Here is a 17,463-nt window from a genome sequence, read left to right as displayed (position 1 = left end):
TCGAACTGTTATCCAGGTGCTTATCCATGCGTCAGCATCTTTTGAAAGCCCGTAATAAGTAGTCATATCCATCAAAAACTGTTTTAAAAACGGGCGCTTGGGGTATCAGATATTCTGCCGCGTCAGCCCAATCCCAAAGGGAATAGACCTGTGGATGGATGGATTTTAATGCAAGAGGAATCCTCCTCTGACAGGCTGGTACATATCGCAGATCAGATAAATACGCACACCCCGATAAAATGGCAATATCATCTAATAAATATCCAGGCTTTTGGTACGGTTCTTTTTCTTGCATGGCCGCTTTTTTAAAGTTGAATTGATCCATAAAACCACCCCGATGTCACAAAAAGAATAGAAGTCAAACCAGTTCATATCGCTCTTTGCATTTTTCAGATTCTGTTAAATGGGATCAGACAACAAAATTGACATTTTGTTGTGCGGTTTTTGGGGATGGTCTTTTAAAATGCCAATATAGACATTGTTTTAGTAACAATTATTTTCGAAAGAAACAAAAAATGCATGGCAAACCAAGACTACGAAGGTTGTTTCCTTTGTGGTCTTGGTTTGTCATGCATAATATACATGAATCGCCTTGTGCTACATCAGAATTACTGCTATAATGAATTTGATTATATGTAAATAAGTTTATTTATTTTGCTTTGAAACAGCAAAATGTCAATTTTGTTTCTTAGCTGACCAACTTTAATTTCTCCAGCTGCTGTATGTGTTCCTGCCCTGTGGTGAGCAAATAGATACGGGTAGTTTCTATACAGGAATGCCCCAGTACATCTGCCAGTTTCACAATATCCCGAAAGGTCTGATAGAAAACAGTGGCAAAAAGGTGGCGTAAGTTATGTGGGAAGACTTTACGGGGATCGATTCCAGCCTGACCACTTAGCTGCTTCATTTCACGCCAGATTTGACATCTGGAAATGCTTTTGCCTGTTGAGCTGATAAATATCGCTCCGGAAGGATTTTTTTGTTTGCGGGCATATTTCAGTAGTTTGCGGCATAGTTTTCCCGGCAGCAAAATAGTGCGGATTTTGCCTTTGAGAGAAATTTCTGCTCGTCCAATTTGAGCGGCTTTCACGGTAATAAACTGCAATTCAGAAACTCGGATCCCAGTGGAGCAGATGGTTTCCAGAATGAGCTGAAGGCGGAGTTTTCCATTTCTTTTGGCAGCTTCCAGCAAACGGTTATAATCATCTCTGCACAGATCTCGTTCGGGGTCCCTGAAAATACGGCGCTGTATGCGTAAAAACCTCACTCGACAGTCGTCCCTGCCAATAAAGCGCAGAAACCCATTGAGGGGAGAAAGCATGGAGTTGATGGTAGTAGGTTGATAGCCTTTGGACAGGAGATGTTCTTTCCATTTGGATGTTGCTTCTTTGCTTAATTCTTTATCCTCAATCCAAACACAAAAAGCCCGGATATCCCGCAGATATTTTTCAATGGTACCGGTGCTGCGTTCTTCCTGAATTAACGCTTGACAGAATTGTTCTGATAATTTAGATAATGTTTCCTTTTTCATGAAAGTTCCTCCTTCAGTCTTTTCATTTATTATGTTCAATCATACGGTATGAATTCTGAAGTTGGAAAGAGAAATTGCAAGAAAAAGCAGCTGTAATGCTTGCTGTACAGTAGTAAAATTATACATTGATGCGGCCTTGAAATTTTCTGATGACTTTCCCTCCAATGCGAGGAGAAAAAGAGCGTGACAAATAGTATAAGGCCATATAAAGCAACACCCGCTGACTGCATCGGCGGGTGCTGTTTGTGTAAAGAAAACCACGCGATAGTCGCGTGGTTCAAAAGAGCTTAAGCGGTGAAAAAGATAAAAAACTCCTAATGTGTTAAAGTAAAAACGTGACCTGCCAGTTACGCTGAAAAACACATTAGGAGGACATTAAAATGCCAGAGCAAAATAACGTCACAAACAGTCTAGCACATACGAAGTGGAATTGTAAATATCATGTGGTATTTGCGCCAAAGTATAGAAGAAAAGTATTCTATAACGAAAAAAGAGCAGCAATAAGAGATATCATCAGAACACTGTGTCAATGGAAAGGGGTTGAGATTATAGAGGGAGAAGTATGTCCAGATCACATCCATCTGCTTCTAAGTATCCCCCCAAAAATGAGTGTATCGGGATTTATGGGATACCTCAAGGGAAAAAGCAGTTTAATGATATTTCAAAAGTTTGGGAATATGAAGTTTGCATATCGGAACCGTGAATTTTGGTGCAAAGGATATTACGTGGACACAGTAGGAAAGAATACAAAAGCAATAAAAGAGTATATCGAGAACCAATTAAAGATGGATCGAGAAAGTGATCAAATAAGTCTTTACGATCCCAGAGACCCGTTTACGGGTAGCAAGTAATCCTATGCGTGGCTGGCAGGCCAATAAAAAACGCACTTGTGCGTTGCCTGTAGTATTAGGGCTATGCCCGAAACGGAAATACCCCCCGCTTTGCGGGGGGATATTTATTTGTATGGTCTGAAACAAGTTCTTTTCATTTTTATTCACAGGATATACTGTATGATCGCTTCCACCATGGTTTGGTGCCTCCTGACGGTGTGCTATGCCTTCATTTTGTCAGAGCTCAGAAAGCCATGTCTCTTTTTATCTGCTTTCCAATTCGCAAAACTGATTTTGCCTGATCAAGCCGCAGACCAATCTCGGAAGAACTGGATAGGAATTTTATAGCAGAAAAAAGCGAGCCTCAAAAGAATGCATCTGAAGAGGTACAAGTTCTCTTGAAACTCCCTCAGAAAAATCCAGATGCTGACGTAAATCCTTCGAGCCATTCAGTCTTCTGTAAGTGAAAGCTGAGCAATGGCGACTTGAAGGCCGCTTAGGGCGATATAGGCCATGCCCAGCCCCATGCCTATACGGGGGAAGAGATCGCAACGATCCTCCATATCGGGCGGTCATCTGCCTATACCCTGGTCAAGAAAGGGTACTTCAAAAGCGTACGCATTGGCACAGCCATCCGGATATCCAGAAAATCCTTCGACGAGTGGCTGGATCAATTTGACTTATAACTCCTCCCCAAAATAGAACCAGGAGTGTTATAAAAGAATGCGGGGGGTGCATCAACAAAACATTCATGATATAATGAAATACAATAATCCTGCCAGAAGGAGCGGTGTTATGGACAGAACAGATGGATGTTATATTGCTACCGTAGGAACGCTCTATTCTATGAGCGGGAAGGAAATTGCCGACCATCTGCGTGAATCCCAGGAAAACCCTTCTGAATCAGAATATAGATCCTGGGAGAACTCAATTCCGATTTTGGTCAAGGTTCTGCATCAGGCAGGACTGGATGCGTTGACATCGGTTTTGGAATATCAGACCCCTATTGGTGACCGGATCGACGCCGTGCTCCTGGGAGAAGGGAAAACAACGGGAAAGCCGCTGGTACTGGTTATAGAGCTCAAGCAGTGGAGCGCCATTGAAGAAAACGTGGCAGGGCGGGAGAGCAGTGTCTCCATCTGTCTGTCCCCAGCGGAAAACCGCTTTGAGGAAAGGCTCCATCCTGTCCAACAGACGCTGACTTACGCCAAGCATCTGCGGATGAACCACAGTAATGTGGCTGATGGGAAGATGGATGTGCGATGCCGTCAATTCCTCCATAATTTTAAGGATAAGGAGCAGCTCTTCCAGGGCAGTTATCAGGCATATGAGCCACTGCGTCATGAGACCTATACAAAAGGTGAAGAGGAGCTGCTGGCTGCAGACTTGAGAAACTTGTTCTCTTCCGAGCCGAAACCAGAGGTGGTGGAGCAGTTTCTTAGCGGCACCTATGTTTTGGGCCAGGTAGGCTTTCGGGATTTGAGAAATGTGTTGGCAAGAAAAGAAAACGCCGTAATGCTGGATGATCAGATCGAGGTCAACCGCAAGATCTGTAGCATGATCGATCAACTCCGTAGTCCGCAGTTCGGCAAGCATTTGATGATTATCTCAGGCCCACCAGGGACAGGAAAAACTGTGGTGGGACTGCATGCCATTTACGCCTATTGCCTGAAATACGGCCCTTCGTGGCAGAAGAAGGGCGGATGTATCTTTGCGCTGCCCAGGAGCCGTACACTGTCCCAGGTGATCGCGGGGGCGTCCGGTATTGCGCCTGTCTATCTGGACAAGGTTCAGTCAGAACCGAATTTAGTGGTGGTAGACGAAGCCCACCGGATCCAACAGTTGGAATCCACCATGACCAGCCTGTTTCAAAAGGCTAATATGGTGGTGGTACTGCAGGATGATAGGCAGCGTATTCGTATAACGGAAGAGGGAACGGTGGATGGTTTCCGGCGGTTTGCCCAGGCGCACGGTATTTCCTGCTCCGTCTACTCTCTGGTATCACAAAAGCGGGCGGGATATCTGGGCAGTTACGTCTCTGATTTGGATAAGATCGTACGAATTGGCAACGCCATACGCATTTCCAAGCGGTCATTCGATGAGTGGCTGGAGTCACTTGACCTATGACTTAGAAAGGAAGTATCGTTATGGCTTCGATTATCAAACGCAAAAAGAATTATTCCATCGTCTACAACTATACGGATGAAAATGGTGAGACCCGGCAGAAATGGGAGACCCGCACCTCTTACCAGGACGCATTGAAGCGCAAGGCGGAGGTGGAAAACCAGCAGTTCACGGGAACCTTCCTTCCGCCCAGCAACCAGACCATCGCAGAATTTCTTTTGGATTTTGTTTCTCTTTATGGGGAAAAGAAGTGGGGCGTGTCCATGTACGACAGCCAAAACTCGCTGATTGCCAACTACATCAACCCCATCATTGGGGATATGAAGGTGCAGGATGTCACTCCGCGGGTAGTGGATAAGTACATCCAGACCCTGCAAAAAACCCCGGCGGTAAATACCAGAACCCATCACGCAAAGACAGACCTGGTCACTAACGCCACCATTGAGAAGATCATCAAGCTCCTGCGCTGCGCCTTCAAGCAGGCAGTACGGTGGGAGCTGATCGCCAAGAACCCCTTTGACAATGTGGTACTGCCCAAGACGGAGTATAAGAAGCGGGACATCTGGACCGCCGATATGATCCGCACCGCCCTGGATCAGTGTACGGACAGCAAGCTCTATGTAGCGATGAACCTGTCCTTTGCCTGCTCCCTGCGGATGGGTGAGATCCTGGGGCTGACCTGGAACAATGTCCACATCTCCGATGACGATATTGCCGATGACAACGCCTATGTTTTCATCGACAAGGAGCTGGCGCGGGCCTCCAAGCGGGCCATTGAGATGCTGGGGCAGAAGGATGTCTACCACATCTTTACGCCGTTGTTTCCCAACACCAGCACCAGGGTGATTCTGAAAAAGCCCAAGACGGATTCCAGTATCCGCAAGGTGTGGCTGCCCAAGACGCTGGCCTACATCCTGCGGGAATGGAAGAAAGCCCAGGATGAGCTGCGGGGCTTTCTCGGTGACGAGTATCAGGATTATGACCTGGTAGTGGCGCTGCCCAACGGACGCCCCTGCGAGGACCGCATCATCCTGAAGGAGTTTGAGAAGCTGCGGGAGAAGGCAGGGCTGCCCAGGGTGGTCTTTCATTCCCTCCGTCATTCCAGCACCACCTACAAGCTGAAACTGAACCACGGCGACCTGAAGGCCACCCAAGGCGACACGGGCCATGCGGAGATTGACATGATTACCAGCGTGTATGCCCATATCCTGGACGAGGACCGGAAGGTGAACGCCCAGAAGTTTGAGGACGCCTTTTACGCCAGCGCCAATCCCGACCTGCGGACGGTGCGCCCTCCGGCAAAAACCCAGGGGCCGAAGGAGCCGGAGAGTGTGTCGCTGGACCTGAATGCCCTGGTGGAACAGCTCCGCAAGTCGCCGGAACTTGCCAACACCCTGGCCGCATTGCTGGCGGCGGCCCCATCCGAAAAATAGGTCGGAAAAATCGTTTTAGCAAAGCGTCGATTTTCATTAGCAAAATCGGAAAAAGAGTTCGAAGCCAATTAGCAGGGATACAGCGAGAAATGTATAAAATTGTTCCGGCGGAGCGGCAAGACCGTCCAAAGGAAATGATAACAAAAACCGCTGTAAACCATCGAAAACGGCTTACAGCGGTCATTTTGGCACCCCCGGCGAGACTCGAACTCACTACATTCCGCTTAGGAGTTCGCCCCAGTTTGCTAATCGCTTCGTAACCAAACACAAGGAAACCCAAGCATTTACGGGCTTTTGGCGTGTTTTATTCTTAACCATTCCAAAGGGTTTTACGGCTAAAATAACCTCTTTTTTCGGCCTCTGACTGGCAAGGAATTAGCAGAGGAGTCTGAAAAAGTTGATTGTCACACTGTAAAATATTATAAAGCTAAGACAAAGAAAAAGCAAGGTGGCTAAGTGAACCAAACCTTGCTTTTCTTCTCCTGTTATAAGGATTTTGCCAGCGTTTTCAACAGTGCGGCCATCTCAGGATTATTCAGAAGTTTGAGAAGGAGCTGCTGATCCGTTTCCGGTTCTGCTGGTTGCGGCGCTGCCGCCTGCTCAATGGAGCGAGCATGAAGTCCATCCAGCTCATCCTCTGTTTTATGCCCGGAATAGAAGGCATCCTCAAAACGCTTGGCATTGAGCCGTCTGTCCTCGTCGATGATGTGAGAGTACACATCCGCCACCATCTTCAGCTGGGCGTGTCCCGAATCACCTTGTACGGATTTCATATCTCCGCCGTTAAGTTTGAGTTTGTAGGTAATGCTGCTGTGCCGCAGACTATGAAATACTACCTTCGGAAGCCCGTTATCCTCAATCAGCTTATTCAGCGCCCGGTTGATAACCTGCCCTTCAATGGGCGTTCCCATCGGAGAACAGAATACTAAGCCATAATCGGTGTACTCCTCTCCAAAAAGTTCTTTCAGTTCATTTTGCTCTGCCTGACGCTTGAGAAGCATTTCAGCAACCGTTTTGGGCAGAAATACTTTTCGGATGCTGGTCTTGGTTTTCGGCTCTTTTAAGACCAGCGCCGTATGTTTGGATACCAGAATAGACGGAAACACCTTTATCACGCCTTTGCCGTCCAGCATTTCCAACGACTGCTTTTGTACTCGCTGTAATTCCTTATTGACGAAGATGCTGGCGCAATCGTGAGAAATACTCTCAGCTGAAATATCAATACAGTCCCAGGTGAGTGCGAGCATTTCTCCCATGCGGAGCGAACAGGAAAACGCCAGATTCAACGCCAGCGCCAGGTTATCATCGTCACAGAGTTCCAGAGCATGGAACAAGGTATCCGCTGTCCAGATTTCCCTGGGCTTGGTTTCACACTTGGGAAGCGTAGCATTCAGCACAGGATTTCTGGAGATCATTTCCCACTTCACAGCCTGATTAAAAGCATTCCGCAGGATTTTATGTATTTCCTTTACCGTCCTCGGAGAAAGGTATTCATTTCGCGGAGTCTGGTAAGGGCGGGGTTTCGCTTTGACAGTCAGCAAGTCCCGGTAATATTTGTCCATTACGCGTGGCGTTGCCTGCTCCAGCGGCATATCCCCGATGATTGGGTTGATGTAGTTATCAATCAAGGCACGGCGGCTTTCATAAGTGGACAGCGCCCAAGTGTTGATGCCGTAGATATTGATGTATTCCTCCAAAAGCTCCCGGATCGTCTTTGCTGTCGGCGCAATGAAGGTTCCGGTACTCTGCTGGTACTCAATCTGTGCCTTTCGCTTTTTCGCCTCTGCCTGAGAAGCGAAGGTTTCCCATCTCTGGCGCTTCACGCCGTTCTCATCCACGATATTATAAACGACGGAATACTTGCTCTTTCTTTTAACAATGGATGCCATCCTCATCACCTCCGTTTGCGGCGGAAACAATCCGATATTTGCTCTGGCCCTCGTACCAACGCTCAAAACTATCTTTGCATATCAGCTTGGTACGGGAAGTTTGAATTGTTTCAAAGCATCCTTTCTGGACTAAATAGTAAACATTGTTCCGGTGGGTCCCCAGCAGACGGGCAACTTCCGGCATGGTAAGGGTTTCTCCGAATTTTAGTCGGTCGGCTTGCTGATCTGCCACGGTGCGGTAAAAATCCTGGGATTCATACCACGCCCAGAAGCTGATCCGGTCAATCCGTGTCCGGTTATCCACCTGGATTGTTTGGAATGGCTTCTTTTTCAACAGGTCATACAGGGTTGCTTCCTGCAATCCTAAAAGGGCAGCAGCTTCCCGAATGGACATTGTGGTTTTCTCCCACTTGGAACCGGGCGCTTCTCCATTGACTTTCTTGTAATGGAACTGCCCGGCATACCATTCTTCAAAGCTGTCCAGCATTATCCGCATCCGGCCAGCAGCCACTATCGTGCGAAACCGGTTCTGATGTACCAGCCAATAGGATTCCACTTTGTTCAAGCCTAATATCTGGCGCATCTCCCGGACGGAAATGCTTGTTTTCTTCTTTGAGGAAGGGGTAATGTTATTCATGCGCATCACCCCCGTTTCCACGGTTCAGCCATTCATCGAAGCTCTTTTTGGAAACCCGAATTTGGCCTCCCACCCGGATGCTGCGGAAGTAATTCTTCCGAATCAACGCATAAGCCGTAGGGCGGCTGATGCTCAAAATATCCTGAATCTCCAGGACGGTATAGGTGCGTTTCTGACTGGCAACATCCACCTGTCCCGGCTCCAGGGCAATCGTCACATGATTCATTGATACGATCTCCTTTCAAAATAGGTAAACAGCTGTTATGCCTATATTGTAAGGGATAAAGACCATATCATCCATGTTGTCGATCAGTCCCGCGACATCCTTGACAAATTAACCCTGATTGTCCAGCCAAGCGTCGAAGCTGGCTTTCGATACCCGGATATTCCGCCCAATGCGAATACTGTGAAACAGATTCTTTTTAATCAGCGCATAGGCGGTCGGCTGGCTGATTCCCAGAATATCCTGGATTTCATCAACTGTGTAGGTCCTTTTCTCAGGAGCATAATGGGCCTGCATGGTTTCTGTTTCACGGTTCATTTCAGCAATTCTTTCTTCAAACATAATATAACCTCCTTCCGGTCATTGCCGGGTATTATTCTCAGCAATTTGGTTCAAATGCTCTGCACATTCTTTTTGGCACAAATAAAACTTTGACAGTCCTACACTGACTGCCAAAGCTCGATTAACCTCGTTCATTGAGGATTTCTTCAATTTTCCTATGTACTTTTTCAAGCGTCGCTTGTCCAATGTTCTCAGCTGTTCCAATAGAACAACCGATGGTTCATTCAGGCAATTTTTCAAATCAAGGCGGCAATGTGTAGGCAGCTTGGCCTTCACATCCGGCTTACTTGTAATGGGTGCTACGATTACCGTAGGACTGTAACGGTTGCCAATATCATTCTGGATAATCAGAACTGGGCGAAACCCAGACTGTTCCGAACCGAACACGGGATCAAGATTTGCATAGTAGATTTCTCCCCGCAAATATCTCCGCATGGCTTCCAATCTCCTTTCAAAAAGGAAATATGTAAAAAGCAGCTGCACGGCAAGGATGAAATGTTTTCATACACCACATTCTCCATGCAGCTGCTTTCTGATTTTACATTCACTCATTCTATTTGCCACGCACCCCGAATGATGGGGACATTACCGGTCGCCGCTGGCGCGGCTGTCATAACTCCGCAGCGTCGTTTTACTCGTGCGCCGCAGGGTTCCCCCCAAGTCTTTAGGAGGCCGTGAGGAAGTATCTTTAAGCACCCATATAGTCCTCGCGCCCGAAGTGCCATCTTCGGGGTACAGGCTGACGTTGATCGCTGGGAGCAGCTTGGTTTCACCTCCTTAGCTGTCCGTTTCGGCGGCGCGCCTGATTCGCTCGTATATGGGATATGTACCGGTAATGCCGTCTATTCAGTTGTCAAGTTACAGAGAAGGGGGAAAGAGAACTTGTCCTTCTATTAGTAGTGACAAAAATGGCTTCAAACGGACGCACCATATAAAGCCTTATCAAAATTGTTTAGCCAACTTCCTCAGCCCTTTGCGGATGCTGTCCCGCACCCGGCCAGGGTCCACGCCTTCCGCCTGGGCAATCTCCTTTGGAGTCATGCCCAGATAGAAGTGGGCATAAATCCGCTTGGCTTGCTTATCTGGCAGAGCCATCACAGCAGCGTAGAGCTGTTCCCGCAGCTGCTTATCCTCCAGGATTTCCTCTGGCGTTGGCGGCTGAACCATCACCACTTTTTCAATGCCGTTGTTGCAGTCCAGGGAGTATTGTGCTTTGTAGCGATACATCCGGCGCTTATAGGCATCCTCCGCCCGGTCGGATGCCTGGATCACGGCAAACACTTCCTCAGTGACTTCTACAAGGGTATCGGTTTTATAAACATCGGGATACAGCTCCCTCAGGTTGATATATTTCATTATGTACCTCCATTTCGGTTGTGGGTGGATGAGTGACCGAAATGGAGTGGGTGGCGAACGGCAGTGACACGTTCCGGGGCAATTCCCTAAAAAACGACAAACAAAAACGCCAGCATCCCATAATGGGAAACTGGCGCGACGAAATATGGATCACTTCTTTTTCCCTCCTTTTATGCCGCCTCGCCGTCACACTTGACTACGAACCGGCGTGACACTGAGACAGTCACATATTGTTCGTAAATGTCCGGGTGGTCCAGCTTCAACCGTTTCAGATTATCCTTGTCGATACCAGGGGTTCGTATCGGATTGTAAGTGACGGTATAGTTCACCCCATCCTGCTGGCAAATGGCTTTGCAGCTTTTCCCCATTTTGGCAATGATGGCAGCCTTCAGCCGCTTCATATCTTCCTCGATTTCCTTTTTGCCGGCTTCTGCGCCTTTTTTCTGCTCCTGAAGCTGGAGAAAACGCATCAGCTTGGCCGTCAGAGATAAATCGAGTGACACAGCGGGGGCCTCCTTGTCAGCGGGGCCAGTGTACCGGCGCACGCTCTCGATCACGAGGTCTCCATCTTCGGTGTAAGGCGGCGGCGTTCTGGTAAGCACATGATTTTCCCAGAAATTCTGCTCCAGGAAAATCATCTCATCCTCATAGGCCAGATCCCTCTGCATATCACGGATAATACTTTCCTGCTCGTTGTTGCCATACAGGCAGCAGAAGAAACAGCGGTCCACATCCATGACGGCCATGTAATGCCGCCCCTGGGACTCATAGTAGGCCGGAATGGTTTCCTCACCATCCAGCCACCAGTTGTCTTTGGCGTTGTAGTTTGTGGTCTTGATCTCCAGAATAGCGGTGGTGCCGTCCGGCAGTTCTACAAAGTAGTCCACATCCGCCAGCATCCAGGGATACTTCGGGTGCTGGAACATCTTTTTGATCTGATAGACCTTGTAGCCGGTCCGGTGCTGGAAGATCTTCGCCACCAGCGGTTCCAACAGGTGTCCCATCTCCAGGGCCACCCAGTTGTCCTCATGGTCCTCGACCACGGCAATGTTCAGCTTGTCATAAAACAGATCCCGGGCCGTCCGCCACGGTGAAATGCCCAGCAGAGCTGCAACATCGCTGCCTCCAATACCTTTCCGGCGGTAGGCAAGCCATTCTTCTTCGGACAAGCCTGCCGTATCCACCAGCACCATGGGCTGATGCCGCTCTTTGACAGCCACACTGCCTGCCGGCATACTCAACACCCCCTCCGCGTCCTGCGGGGAATGACGGGCACCCGAATCACCGGGCAATGCTTCTGTGCGGACTGGTTCAGTTTCTGATACTGCCGCCAGCTCTCCATCGGTTTCCTCTTACTCGTCAGAGACTCCTGACTCCGCTTTTTTACATTCATATTCATACCTGCCTTTCTGTAATTTTGGTATATCCTCAAAGCCGTTTCCGGCATTTGGGCAGAAAAAAAGCGAGGGTGACAATGGGCGTAACGCCTGATGTCCATAGCTGCCTATGAACCAAAGTCATCCTCGCTGATGGGAACAAAAGTCCCGGAAAAATAAAAAAGCCAGTAATATACTGGCCCAGAGGGGCGCAGTAATACTACTGGCACAAGTACAATCTTGACTGCGTGTGCAATGCAGATTTTTCAATCCGCGGTACAGAAACTAAGTCTGTATCCCACAAGGGGGGCGCACAAAAATCAATTACAGAAACAGTGTAGCACAACATCTTGCGTTAGTCAAGAAATATCGTCTATATATAGTATATTTCTGTTACTGAAAATGGCAATATGCAAATAAATTTATCTAAAGGCACAGGATTTGCAGAAATTTGGCCGCCATCTCCTATATATAGGGCGTACAGACATGGCATGGGATTCCATAGTCAGTCTGCACGCTCTTTTTGTACCTTGACAAGCCCCATAACCTTTTCCATTGGAGTTATACAGGGATCGCGGACAGTGTGCGATGACCACATGGAGCCCGCCCACGATTGAAATACCGCACAGCGGGCCCTGGCAATACGCGGCGGAAAGCCCCGGCGCAGGAAATGGCCTTTGGAAAGTGATTTTGACCATCCAGAAATAAATAATCGGATTGAATTGAGGGTCCTATTATTATATAATTAAGGTGCTATTACAGACTATGGATTCCTCAATCCGTCCGATTGTAAGAAGGGAGGTAATGACGATCGGACGCACAGAAAATTTCACCAATCCAACTGTTGCAAAGAGGACCTATACTGTTGCAGAAGTAATGGATATTCTTGGTGTCAGCAGGAAAAAAGCATACGAACTGTGCAATTCCGGTAGCTTTAAGATTGTCCACATTGGCAGAAGCATACGGGTTTCTAAGGCCTCTTTTGATGCATGGTTGGATAACCAATCGTCTCAAATGGAGGAATAATCGAATATGGAATCTTTAGTCTATAAAAAGAACTGCACCATCTCTCTTTGGGGAGGTGAAGTGTAATGGCAAGCATTAGCAAACGAAATGGGAAATACGCTGTCACATACTACGAAGGTGACGACAGGCATCCTGTTATGAAATCGGGACTGACGGCATCTCAGGCAGAGAAATTGCGTGACAAGAAAAATGCTGAAGAAAAGAAGTGGCGTGAACAGAGAAAAAAGGCGCGTGAAAAAGCGAAGAAGCAAGTAGTCAAAGCTGTTTCCAACAATGCTGGCGATAACCCTACAGATGCGACTCTCGAAGAATACATGGAAGAATTCATTGAGAAATATGGAACAAAGCATTGGGGTGATTCGTACTATACCAGCTCCCGCTCCAGAATGATTAACTATGTTTACCCCCATTTTGGTCAGCACAAGATTGTCGATATTACTACACAAATGATCGATACTTACTATGATTTTCTGATCAAAGAGTGCCCTCTCGTGGCAAACAGAGGGAAACAAAAGGGTAGTGATAAAGGCGGGCATGTTACCTCTGCTATTGTGCGTGACATCCATAAGGTACTCCGGACTGCTTTTAATCAAGCTCGAAAGTGGAAGTACATTCGGCAAAACCCATTTAATGACGCGGATCTTCCCGAACATAAGGAGGAAGAGCGTCCAGCCTTTTCACCCGATGAATTTGAATGGATACTGGATTACACTGACGATCCAAGTGACTATGAGCGATACACGATACATGTTGCTCTTGCCATTCAGTATTACTGCACAACTCGTGGTGGAGAAGTAGGTGGGCTTCAATGGCCGGATTACAACCGGACTGAGAAAACCTTGCACATTTACAAAGCACTTGATAGGGTGGCGAAAAAGAATCTCAACTTGCCGAAACTCATCATTTACTATACTTTTCCAATTATGAACGCATACAACAAAACGGTGGTCGTTCTGAAAGCTCCCAAGACAGAAGCTACGGAGAGGTTTAGCAAATTGAACAACCTTATGATTGAAAAGCTTGATCAGCTGAAGAAAATGCAGGAAGAAATGATTGCCAATATCTTCGGCGACGATTATCAAGACAATCAGTTAATTATCTGCCAGCCCAATGGACGTCCTATCATGCAGGAGCAGTTGAACCGGAAGTTTAAAGATATTATTGTGGAAATGCGTGAAAATGGTTATAAGTTTACCAGCGTCCCAGAAGACAAATTGGACGATGTTGTTTTCCATAGTGTCCGTGCTGCCAGCGCCACAAAGAAAATGCAAGTTTCTAACGGCAATCTGAAAGCGGTGATGCGAGCAGGCGGGTGGGCAGAACCTGATATGGTAATCCGCTATTCAAAAGCTTATGACGACGATCAAGTAAAAATCGCGCAAAAGATGGAAGAGGATTATCACAAGGGCGGAGATGCCAAACCACAGCAGGACGCAGAAGAACTACTTCGTATCATTCAGGATAATCCAGAGCTGTTAACTAAATTGCTGGCGGCCATAAAACCTTAGCGCAAATTTCCGCAGAAGGCTTCAAAAACCTTAGCAGGGTTGATTTTCACCTCAAAAACAGCCTTCCTGTATGAGCAAAAACCTTAGCTGTGTTAGCCCGAAAAAAGGATGGGGAACATAAATGAAAGGCAAAAAAATTGCTTGCCTACAATCGCAACTTGTAAGCAAGCAAAAACGCCGGAAACCCTTATCCGACAATGATTGTCTGGCGTGCCAGAAGGGACTTGAACCCCCGACACCCGCCTTAGGAGGGCGGTGCTCTATCCAACTGAGCTACTGGCACATATTAAATTTTGAACTTAACAAAGTTATCCCACGCCGCCTCCTTTAGTGAACCGTAGTTAGTTCTCTTAGGAGGCGGTCGCTCTATCCAACTGAGCTACGCAGACATTTATAAATATTAAGTTTTTGACACCCAACTACCGAGCAGAGTTGATTGTTGTAACGCCACCTTAGGAGGCGGACCCTCTATCCCGGTGAGGTACGGGGGCTTATACAACAAATATTCAATTTTCAGGCTCCACAGGATTCGAACGAACTGCCGCTTAGGAGGCGGACCCTCTATCCTGGTGAGGTACGGGGGCATATACAGGATTTATTCAATTTTACAAGGCTCCGGGATTCGAACGGTTCGATTTTTAGGAGGCGGACCCTCTATCCTGGTGAGGTACGGGGGCATATACACAAATTATTCAGTTATACAAGGCTCCGGGATTCGAACGGTTCGATTTTTAGGAGGGGTTTGTTATATCCATTTAACTACGGAGGCATATTCGGGGAAAGACCATAAAAAATGCCTGCTGCAAAAGTAATTTGAGCCTGCGCAAACAGGATTAAAAATAATTTTACCGCCCGTGCAGCATTTTGTCAAGCCGGGCAGGAAATACAGCCTTGTGGAAAAGGCCGGAAAAGAATAAAAAATCCTTTATAGGTCTTTTCATTTCCTTGCTTTAATGGTATAGTAAATGTGTTATAAACAGGAGGGGAAGGCATGCGCCCTTCTGTGAGCGATGTTTTGTCATCGTTGCTGCGCGTTTGCTGATGACGTGGAGAATTTTTATTGAAGTGCAGCGTGCCGATGATTCAGCGCCGCCGCATTGCCGATGGAACGAAAAAACGGACAATGGGGCAGCGCCGCTGTTTTGCGAAAACGGCAGAATGAAGAAAGGTATTTAGTTCTATGCGAAGAGAAAAGTCTTGCGGAGCTTTGGTGTTCCGCCCAAATGAGGAGTCGTATGACCTGATCCTCCTGCGCCATCGGTTTGGCGGTCATTGGTCTTTCCCCAAAGGCCATGTGGAGCAGGGGGAGAATGAGCAGCAAACTGCCATGAGGGAAGTGAAGGAGGAAACAGGCGTATCCATCACACTGCTGGATGGCTTTCGGGAAAGTGTGGAGTATTTTCCAAAGCCGGGAGTGAAAAAACAGGTGGTGTATTTTTTGGGCCGCGCGCTGGAAGACAAACTGGTGCGGCAGGAGGAGGAAATCAGCGAGGTTCGTTGGGTTCCCATTCACCAAGCGGGAGAAATGGTCACTTTTTCCAATGATAAGAGATTGATTCGCCTGGCCAAAAAACGTCTGGGACTTCCTCAGTAGGAATAGGGGGAAGCTTTTTGAGCGGGGTCGTTTTTCTGCGCGGCGGGAGAACGATCCTTTTTTCATCAGGCTGCTGCAGCATTTTCAGGAAGGAAGGTTTTTGATATGTTTAATAATCAGCCCTCCACACCACATAAACGGTTGCTGAAGGCCAGCCCGGTTCGGCTGATCTGTCTGAGCTTTTTGCTGGTTATTTTCACTGGGGCGGTTCTGCTGACACTGCCCATCAGTTCCCGCAGTGGTGTGATCACGCCGTTTCCCGATGCGCTGTTTACCGCCACCTCCGCTACCTGTGTTACCGGTTTGGTGGTATATGATACTTATTTATATTGGAGCGTTTTTGGACAGATTATTATTTTGCTGCTGATCCAGATTGGCGGGCTGGGGCTTGTGACCCTTACCACCTTTTTCAATATGGCAATCGGCCGGAAAATGGGGCTGCGCAGTATGGATTTGGCAAAAGAATCGGTCAACAGTGATAATTTTGCCGATGCCAGACGCATGGTAAAAACTGCCATGGTGGTGACGTTTGCCATTGAAGGCCTGGGCGCCCTGGTGCTGGCCTTTACCTTTGTGCCGGAATATGGCGCGGAAGGAATTTATATTTCCATTTTTACAGCTGTTTCCGCCTTCTGCAATGCGGGATTTGACCTGATGGGACGCCATGGCGCGTTCGTTTCCCTTACAGGATACGCGGATCAGGCAATGGTGTGTTTGCCGATCATGCTGCTGATCATTTTCGGCGGATTGGGTTTTGTGGTATGGAGAGAATTGTATCAATACCGTCGTACCCATACACTCTCCCTCCATACCCGGGTGGTGCTGTTCATGACCGTGCTGCTGATTGTTTTGGGTGGCGTGGTTATCAGCATTTTGGAGTGGAACAATCCCGCCACTATGGCAGAACTGTCCCCGGCAGATAAGGTAATGGCCGGATTTTTCCAATCAGTGACCACCCGTACCGCCGGCTTTAACACCATCGATCAGGCGGGAATGACAGATCTGTCCAAAATCATCTCCATTGCCCTGATGTTTATTGGTGCGGCCCCTGCTTCTACCGGCGGTGGTATCAAGGTAACAACAGTGGCGGTGATGTTCATGACCGTCAGCAGTGTGATGCGTGGTTATGAGGATACCATTATCATGGGGCACAAGCTGGATAAAAAAGCGGTATACAAGGCGATGGCACTGCTGTTTCTGGCGCTGACCGTGGTGATTTTTTCCTCCATGCTGATGCATTTCGCTCTGGATAACCAGGTAAACAGTATTGATATTGTATACGAGGAGGTTTCCGCCTTTGCCACAGTGGGACTTTCCGCAGGAGTGACCGCCAGACTGGGCATGCTTTCCAGAATGGTGCTGATCCTTTCCATGTATTTGGGACGGGTGGGGCCGGTTTCATTGGCGGTCTCATTGGCCATGCGGAACAGCAGCGCCAAGCAGGTGCTGCCTCAGGGAAAGATTCTTATTGGCTGAATGTCGGGATGCTTTTTCCCTGCTCCACTACTGTTTTTAAAACAAAAAGTGAGCATCAGAACCTTTGAACTGCACCCCATTTGTTAGACAGTATGATATACTGACTAAGAAGTGGGGT

Annotated in this window: 17 protein-coding genes and 1 tRNA gene; 8 read left to right on the top strand and 10 right to left on the bottom strand. The window is 47.7% G+C overall.

What is annotated here, in order from left to right; all coding sequences use genetic code 11:
- Positions 1-31: 31 nt before the first annotated feature.
- Together BQ5383_RS20695 and BQ5383_RS07615 are read right to left on the bottom strand one after the other, a co-directional pair.
- The gene (locus tag BQ5383_RS20695; protein ID WP_139193383.1) at positions 32-325 is read right to left on the bottom strand and encodes a hypothetical protein; all 294 of its coding nucleotides are present in this window, start codon (positions 323-325) and stop codon (positions 32-34) included.
- Between the two features lie 363 nt (positions 326-688).
- Positions 689-1,531, bottom strand: coding sequence for a tyrosine-type recombinase/integrase (locus BQ5383_RS07615; RefSeq protein WP_071430861.1), 843 nt, complete (start codon positions 1,529-1,531; stop codon positions 689-691).
- Between the two features lie 380 nt (positions 1,532-1,911).
- On the opposite strand from BQ5383_RS07615, the gene tnpA reads away from it, so the two are divergent.
- From tnpA to BQ5383_RS07595, 4 genes are all read left to right on the top strand, one after another.
- Positions 1,912-2,382: an IS200/IS605 family transposase gene (tnpA, locus tag BQ5383_RS07610; RefSeq protein WP_071428887.1), complete on the top strand. Its 471-nt coding sequence runs from the start codon at positions 1,912-1,914 to the stop codon at positions 2,380-2,382.
- A 485-nt stretch (positions 2,383-2,867) separates the two neighbouring features.
- A complete protein-coding gene (locus BQ5383_RS20015; RefSeq protein ID WP_076944513.1) occupies positions 2,868-3,047 on the top strand; it encodes a helix-turn-helix domain-containing protein in 180 nt (59 codons plus the stop codon).
- Positions 3,048-3,156: 109 nt separating this feature from the next.
- A complete protein-coding gene (locus BQ5383_RS07600) occupies positions 3,157-4,488 on the top strand; it encodes a DNA/RNA helicase domain-containing protein (protein WP_071430857.1) in 1,332 nt (443 codons plus the stop codon).
- Between the two features lie 20 nt (positions 4,489-4,508).
- Positions 4,509-5,918 (top strand): site-specific integrase, encoded by a 1,410-nt coding sequence (locus BQ5383_RS07595; RefSeq protein ID WP_207646809.1) that lies wholly within the window; start codon positions 4,509-4,511, stop codon positions 5,916-5,918.
- A gap of 485 nt (positions 5,919-6,403) precedes the next feature.
- Here the strand turns inward: BQ5383_RS07595 and BQ5383_RS07590 are convergent, their stop codons facing one another.
- The 7 genes from BQ5383_RS07590 to BQ5383_RS07560 all read right to left on the bottom strand — a co-directional run bounded on the left by BQ5383_RS07590 (position 6,404) and on the right by BQ5383_RS07560 (position 11,600).
- Complete coding sequence (locus tag BQ5383_RS07590) at positions 6,404-7,807, bottom strand: tyrosine-type recombinase/integrase (protein ID WP_071430855.1); 1,404 nt, start codon at positions 7,805-7,807, stop codon at positions 6,404-6,406.
- A complete protein-coding gene (locus BQ5383_RS07585) occupies positions 7,791-8,444 on the bottom strand; it encodes a helix-turn-helix domain-containing protein (protein ID WP_071430853.1) in 654 nt (217 codons plus the stop codon). Before BQ5383_RS07585 ends, BQ5383_RS07590 begins: the two co-directional genes overlap by 17 nt.
- Positions 8,437-8,670, bottom strand: a complete 234-nt coding sequence (locus BQ5383_RS07580; RefSeq protein ID WP_015572999.1) for a helix-turn-helix domain-containing protein — start codon at positions 8,668-8,670, stop codon at positions 8,437-8,439. The genes BQ5383_RS07585 and BQ5383_RS07580 overlap by 8 nt, the downstream gene beginning before the upstream one ends.
- A 108-nt stretch (positions 8,671-8,778) precedes the next feature.
- Positions 8,779-9,009 (bottom strand): helix-turn-helix domain-containing protein, encoded by a 231-nt coding sequence (locus BQ5383_RS07575; protein ID WP_015573000.1) that lies wholly within the window; start codon positions 9,007-9,009, stop codon positions 8,779-8,781.
- 18 nt (positions 9,010-9,027) lie between these two features.
- Positions 9,028-9,444, bottom strand: a complete 417-nt coding sequence (locus tag BQ5383_RS07570) for a type II toxin-antitoxin system PemK/MazF family toxin (protein ID WP_015573001.1) — start codon at positions 9,442-9,444, stop codon at positions 9,028-9,030.
- A gap of 507 nt (positions 9,445-9,951) precedes the next feature.
- Positions 9,952-10,365: a sigma-70 family RNA polymerase sigma factor gene (locus BQ5383_RS07565; RefSeq protein WP_071430851.1), complete on the bottom strand. Its 414-nt coding sequence runs from the start codon at positions 10,363-10,365 to the stop codon at positions 9,952-9,954.
- A 170-nt stretch (positions 10,366-10,535) separates the two neighbouring features.
- Positions 10,536-11,600: a YqaJ viral recombinase family nuclease gene (locus BQ5383_RS07560; protein WP_071430849.1), complete on the bottom strand. Its 1,065-nt coding sequence runs from the start codon at positions 11,598-11,600 to the stop codon at positions 10,536-10,538.
- A 945-nt stretch (positions 11,601-12,545) separates the two neighbouring features.
- Here BQ5383_RS07560 and BQ5383_RS07555 point away from each other — a divergent pair.
- Positions 12,546-12,767, top strand: a complete 222-nt coding sequence (locus BQ5383_RS07555) for a helix-turn-helix domain-containing protein (RefSeq protein WP_071430847.1) — start codon at positions 12,546-12,548, stop codon at positions 12,765-12,767.
- A gap of 65 nt (positions 12,768-12,832) precedes the next feature.
- Positions 12,833-14,275 carry a site-specific integrase gene (locus BQ5383_RS07550; RefSeq protein ID WP_071430845.1) on the top strand — a complete coding sequence of 481 codons (1,443 nt, stop codon included), beginning with the start codon at positions 12,833-12,835 and terminating at the stop codon, positions 14,273-14,275.
- Positions 14,276-14,481: 206 nt separating this feature from the next.
- Here the strand turns inward: BQ5383_RS07550 and BQ5383_RS07545 are convergent.
- Positions 14,482-14,558: transfer RNA gene (locus tag BQ5383_RS07545), tRNA-Arg, on the bottom strand.
- Between the two features lie 897 nt (positions 14,559-15,455).
- On the opposite strand from BQ5383_RS07545, the gene BQ5383_RS07535 reads away from it, so the two are divergent.
- Both BQ5383_RS07535 and BQ5383_RS07530 read left to right on the top strand, forming a co-directional pair.
- Entirely contained in the window at positions 15,456-15,869 is a 414-nt protein-coding gene (locus tag BQ5383_RS07535) for a bis(5'-nucleosyl)-tetraphosphatase (RefSeq protein ID WP_071430843.1), read from the top strand.
- Between the two features lie 105 nt (positions 15,870-15,974).
- A complete protein-coding gene (locus BQ5383_RS07530) occupies positions 15,975-17,345 on the top strand; it encodes a TrkH family potassium uptake protein (protein ID WP_071430841.1) in 1,371 nt (456 codons plus the stop codon).
- Positions 17,346-17,463 lie beyond the last annotated feature (118 nt).

It is taken from the genome of Angelakisella massiliensis (assembly GCF_900104675.1).
GTDB lineage: Bacteria > Bacillota > Clostridia > Oscillospirales > Ruminococcaceae > Angelakisella > Angelakisella massiliensis.
Note: the sequence above shows the minus strand (reverse complement) of the source record. Positions and strands in the feature narration are given on the sequence as shown.

Excerpts from the sequence above, each read along its gene's own strand:
- BQ5383_RS20695 (WP_139193383.1), bottom strand. The coding sequence starts at position 325 with ATGGATCAATTCAACTTTAAAAAAGCGGCCATGCAAGAAAAAGAACCG.
- BQ5383_RS07615 (WP_071430861.1), bottom strand. The coding sequence starts at position 1,531 with ATGAAAAAGGAAACATTATCTAAATTATCAGAACAATTCTGTCAAGCG.
- tnpA (WP_071428887.1), top strand. The coding sequence starts at position 1,912 with ATGCCAGAGCAAAATAACGTCACAAACAGTCTAGCACATACGAAGTGG.
- BQ5383_RS07600 (WP_071430857.1), top strand. The coding sequence starts at position 3,157 with ATGGACAGAACAGATGGATGTTATATTGCTACCGTAGGAACGCTCTAT.
- BQ5383_RS07595 (WP_207646809.1), top strand. The coding sequence starts at position 4,509 with ATGGCTTCGATTATCAAACGCAAAAAGAATTATTCCATCGTCTACAAC.
- BQ5383_RS07590 (WP_071430855.1), bottom strand. The coding sequence starts at position 7,807 with ATGGCATCCATTGTTAAAAGAAAGAGCAAGTATTCCGTCGTTTATAAT.
- BQ5383_RS07585 (WP_071430853.1), bottom strand. The coding sequence starts at position 8,444 with ATGAATAACATTACCCCTTCCTCAAAGAAGAAAACAAGCATTTCCGTC.
- BQ5383_RS07580 (WP_015572999.1), bottom strand. The coding sequence starts at position 8,670 with ATGAATCATGTGACGATTGCCCTGGAGCCGGGACAGGTGGATGTTGCC.
- BQ5383_RS07575 (WP_015573000.1), bottom strand. The coding sequence starts at position 9,009 with ATGTTTGAAGAAAGAATTGCTGAAATGAACCGTGAAACAGAAACCATG.
- BQ5383_RS07570 (WP_015573001.1), bottom strand. The coding sequence starts at position 9,444 with ATGCGGAGATATTTGCGGGGAGAAATCTACTATGCAAATCTTGATCCC.
- BQ5383_RS07565 (WP_071430851.1), bottom strand. The coding sequence starts at position 10,365 with ATGAAATATATCAACCTGAGGGAGCTGTATCCCGATGTTTATAAAACC.
- BQ5383_RS07560 (WP_071430849.1), bottom strand. The coding sequence starts at position 11,600 with ATGCCGGCAGGCAGTGTGGCTGTCAAAGAGCGGCATCAGCCCATGGTG.
- BQ5383_RS07555 (WP_071430847.1), top strand. The coding sequence starts at position 12,546 with ATGACGATCGGACGCACAGAAAATTTCACCAATCCAACTGTTGCAAAG.
- BQ5383_RS07550 (WP_071430845.1), top strand. The coding sequence starts at position 12,833 with ATGGCAAGCATTAGCAAACGAAATGGGAAATACGCTGTCACATACTAC.
- BQ5383_RS07535 (WP_071430843.1), top strand. The coding sequence starts at position 15,456 with ATGCGAAGAGAAAAGTCTTGCGGAGCTTTGGTGTTCCGCCCAAATGAG.
- BQ5383_RS07530 (WP_071430841.1), top strand. The coding sequence starts at position 15,975 with ATGTTTAATAATCAGCCCTCCACACCACATAAACGGTTGCTGAAGGCC.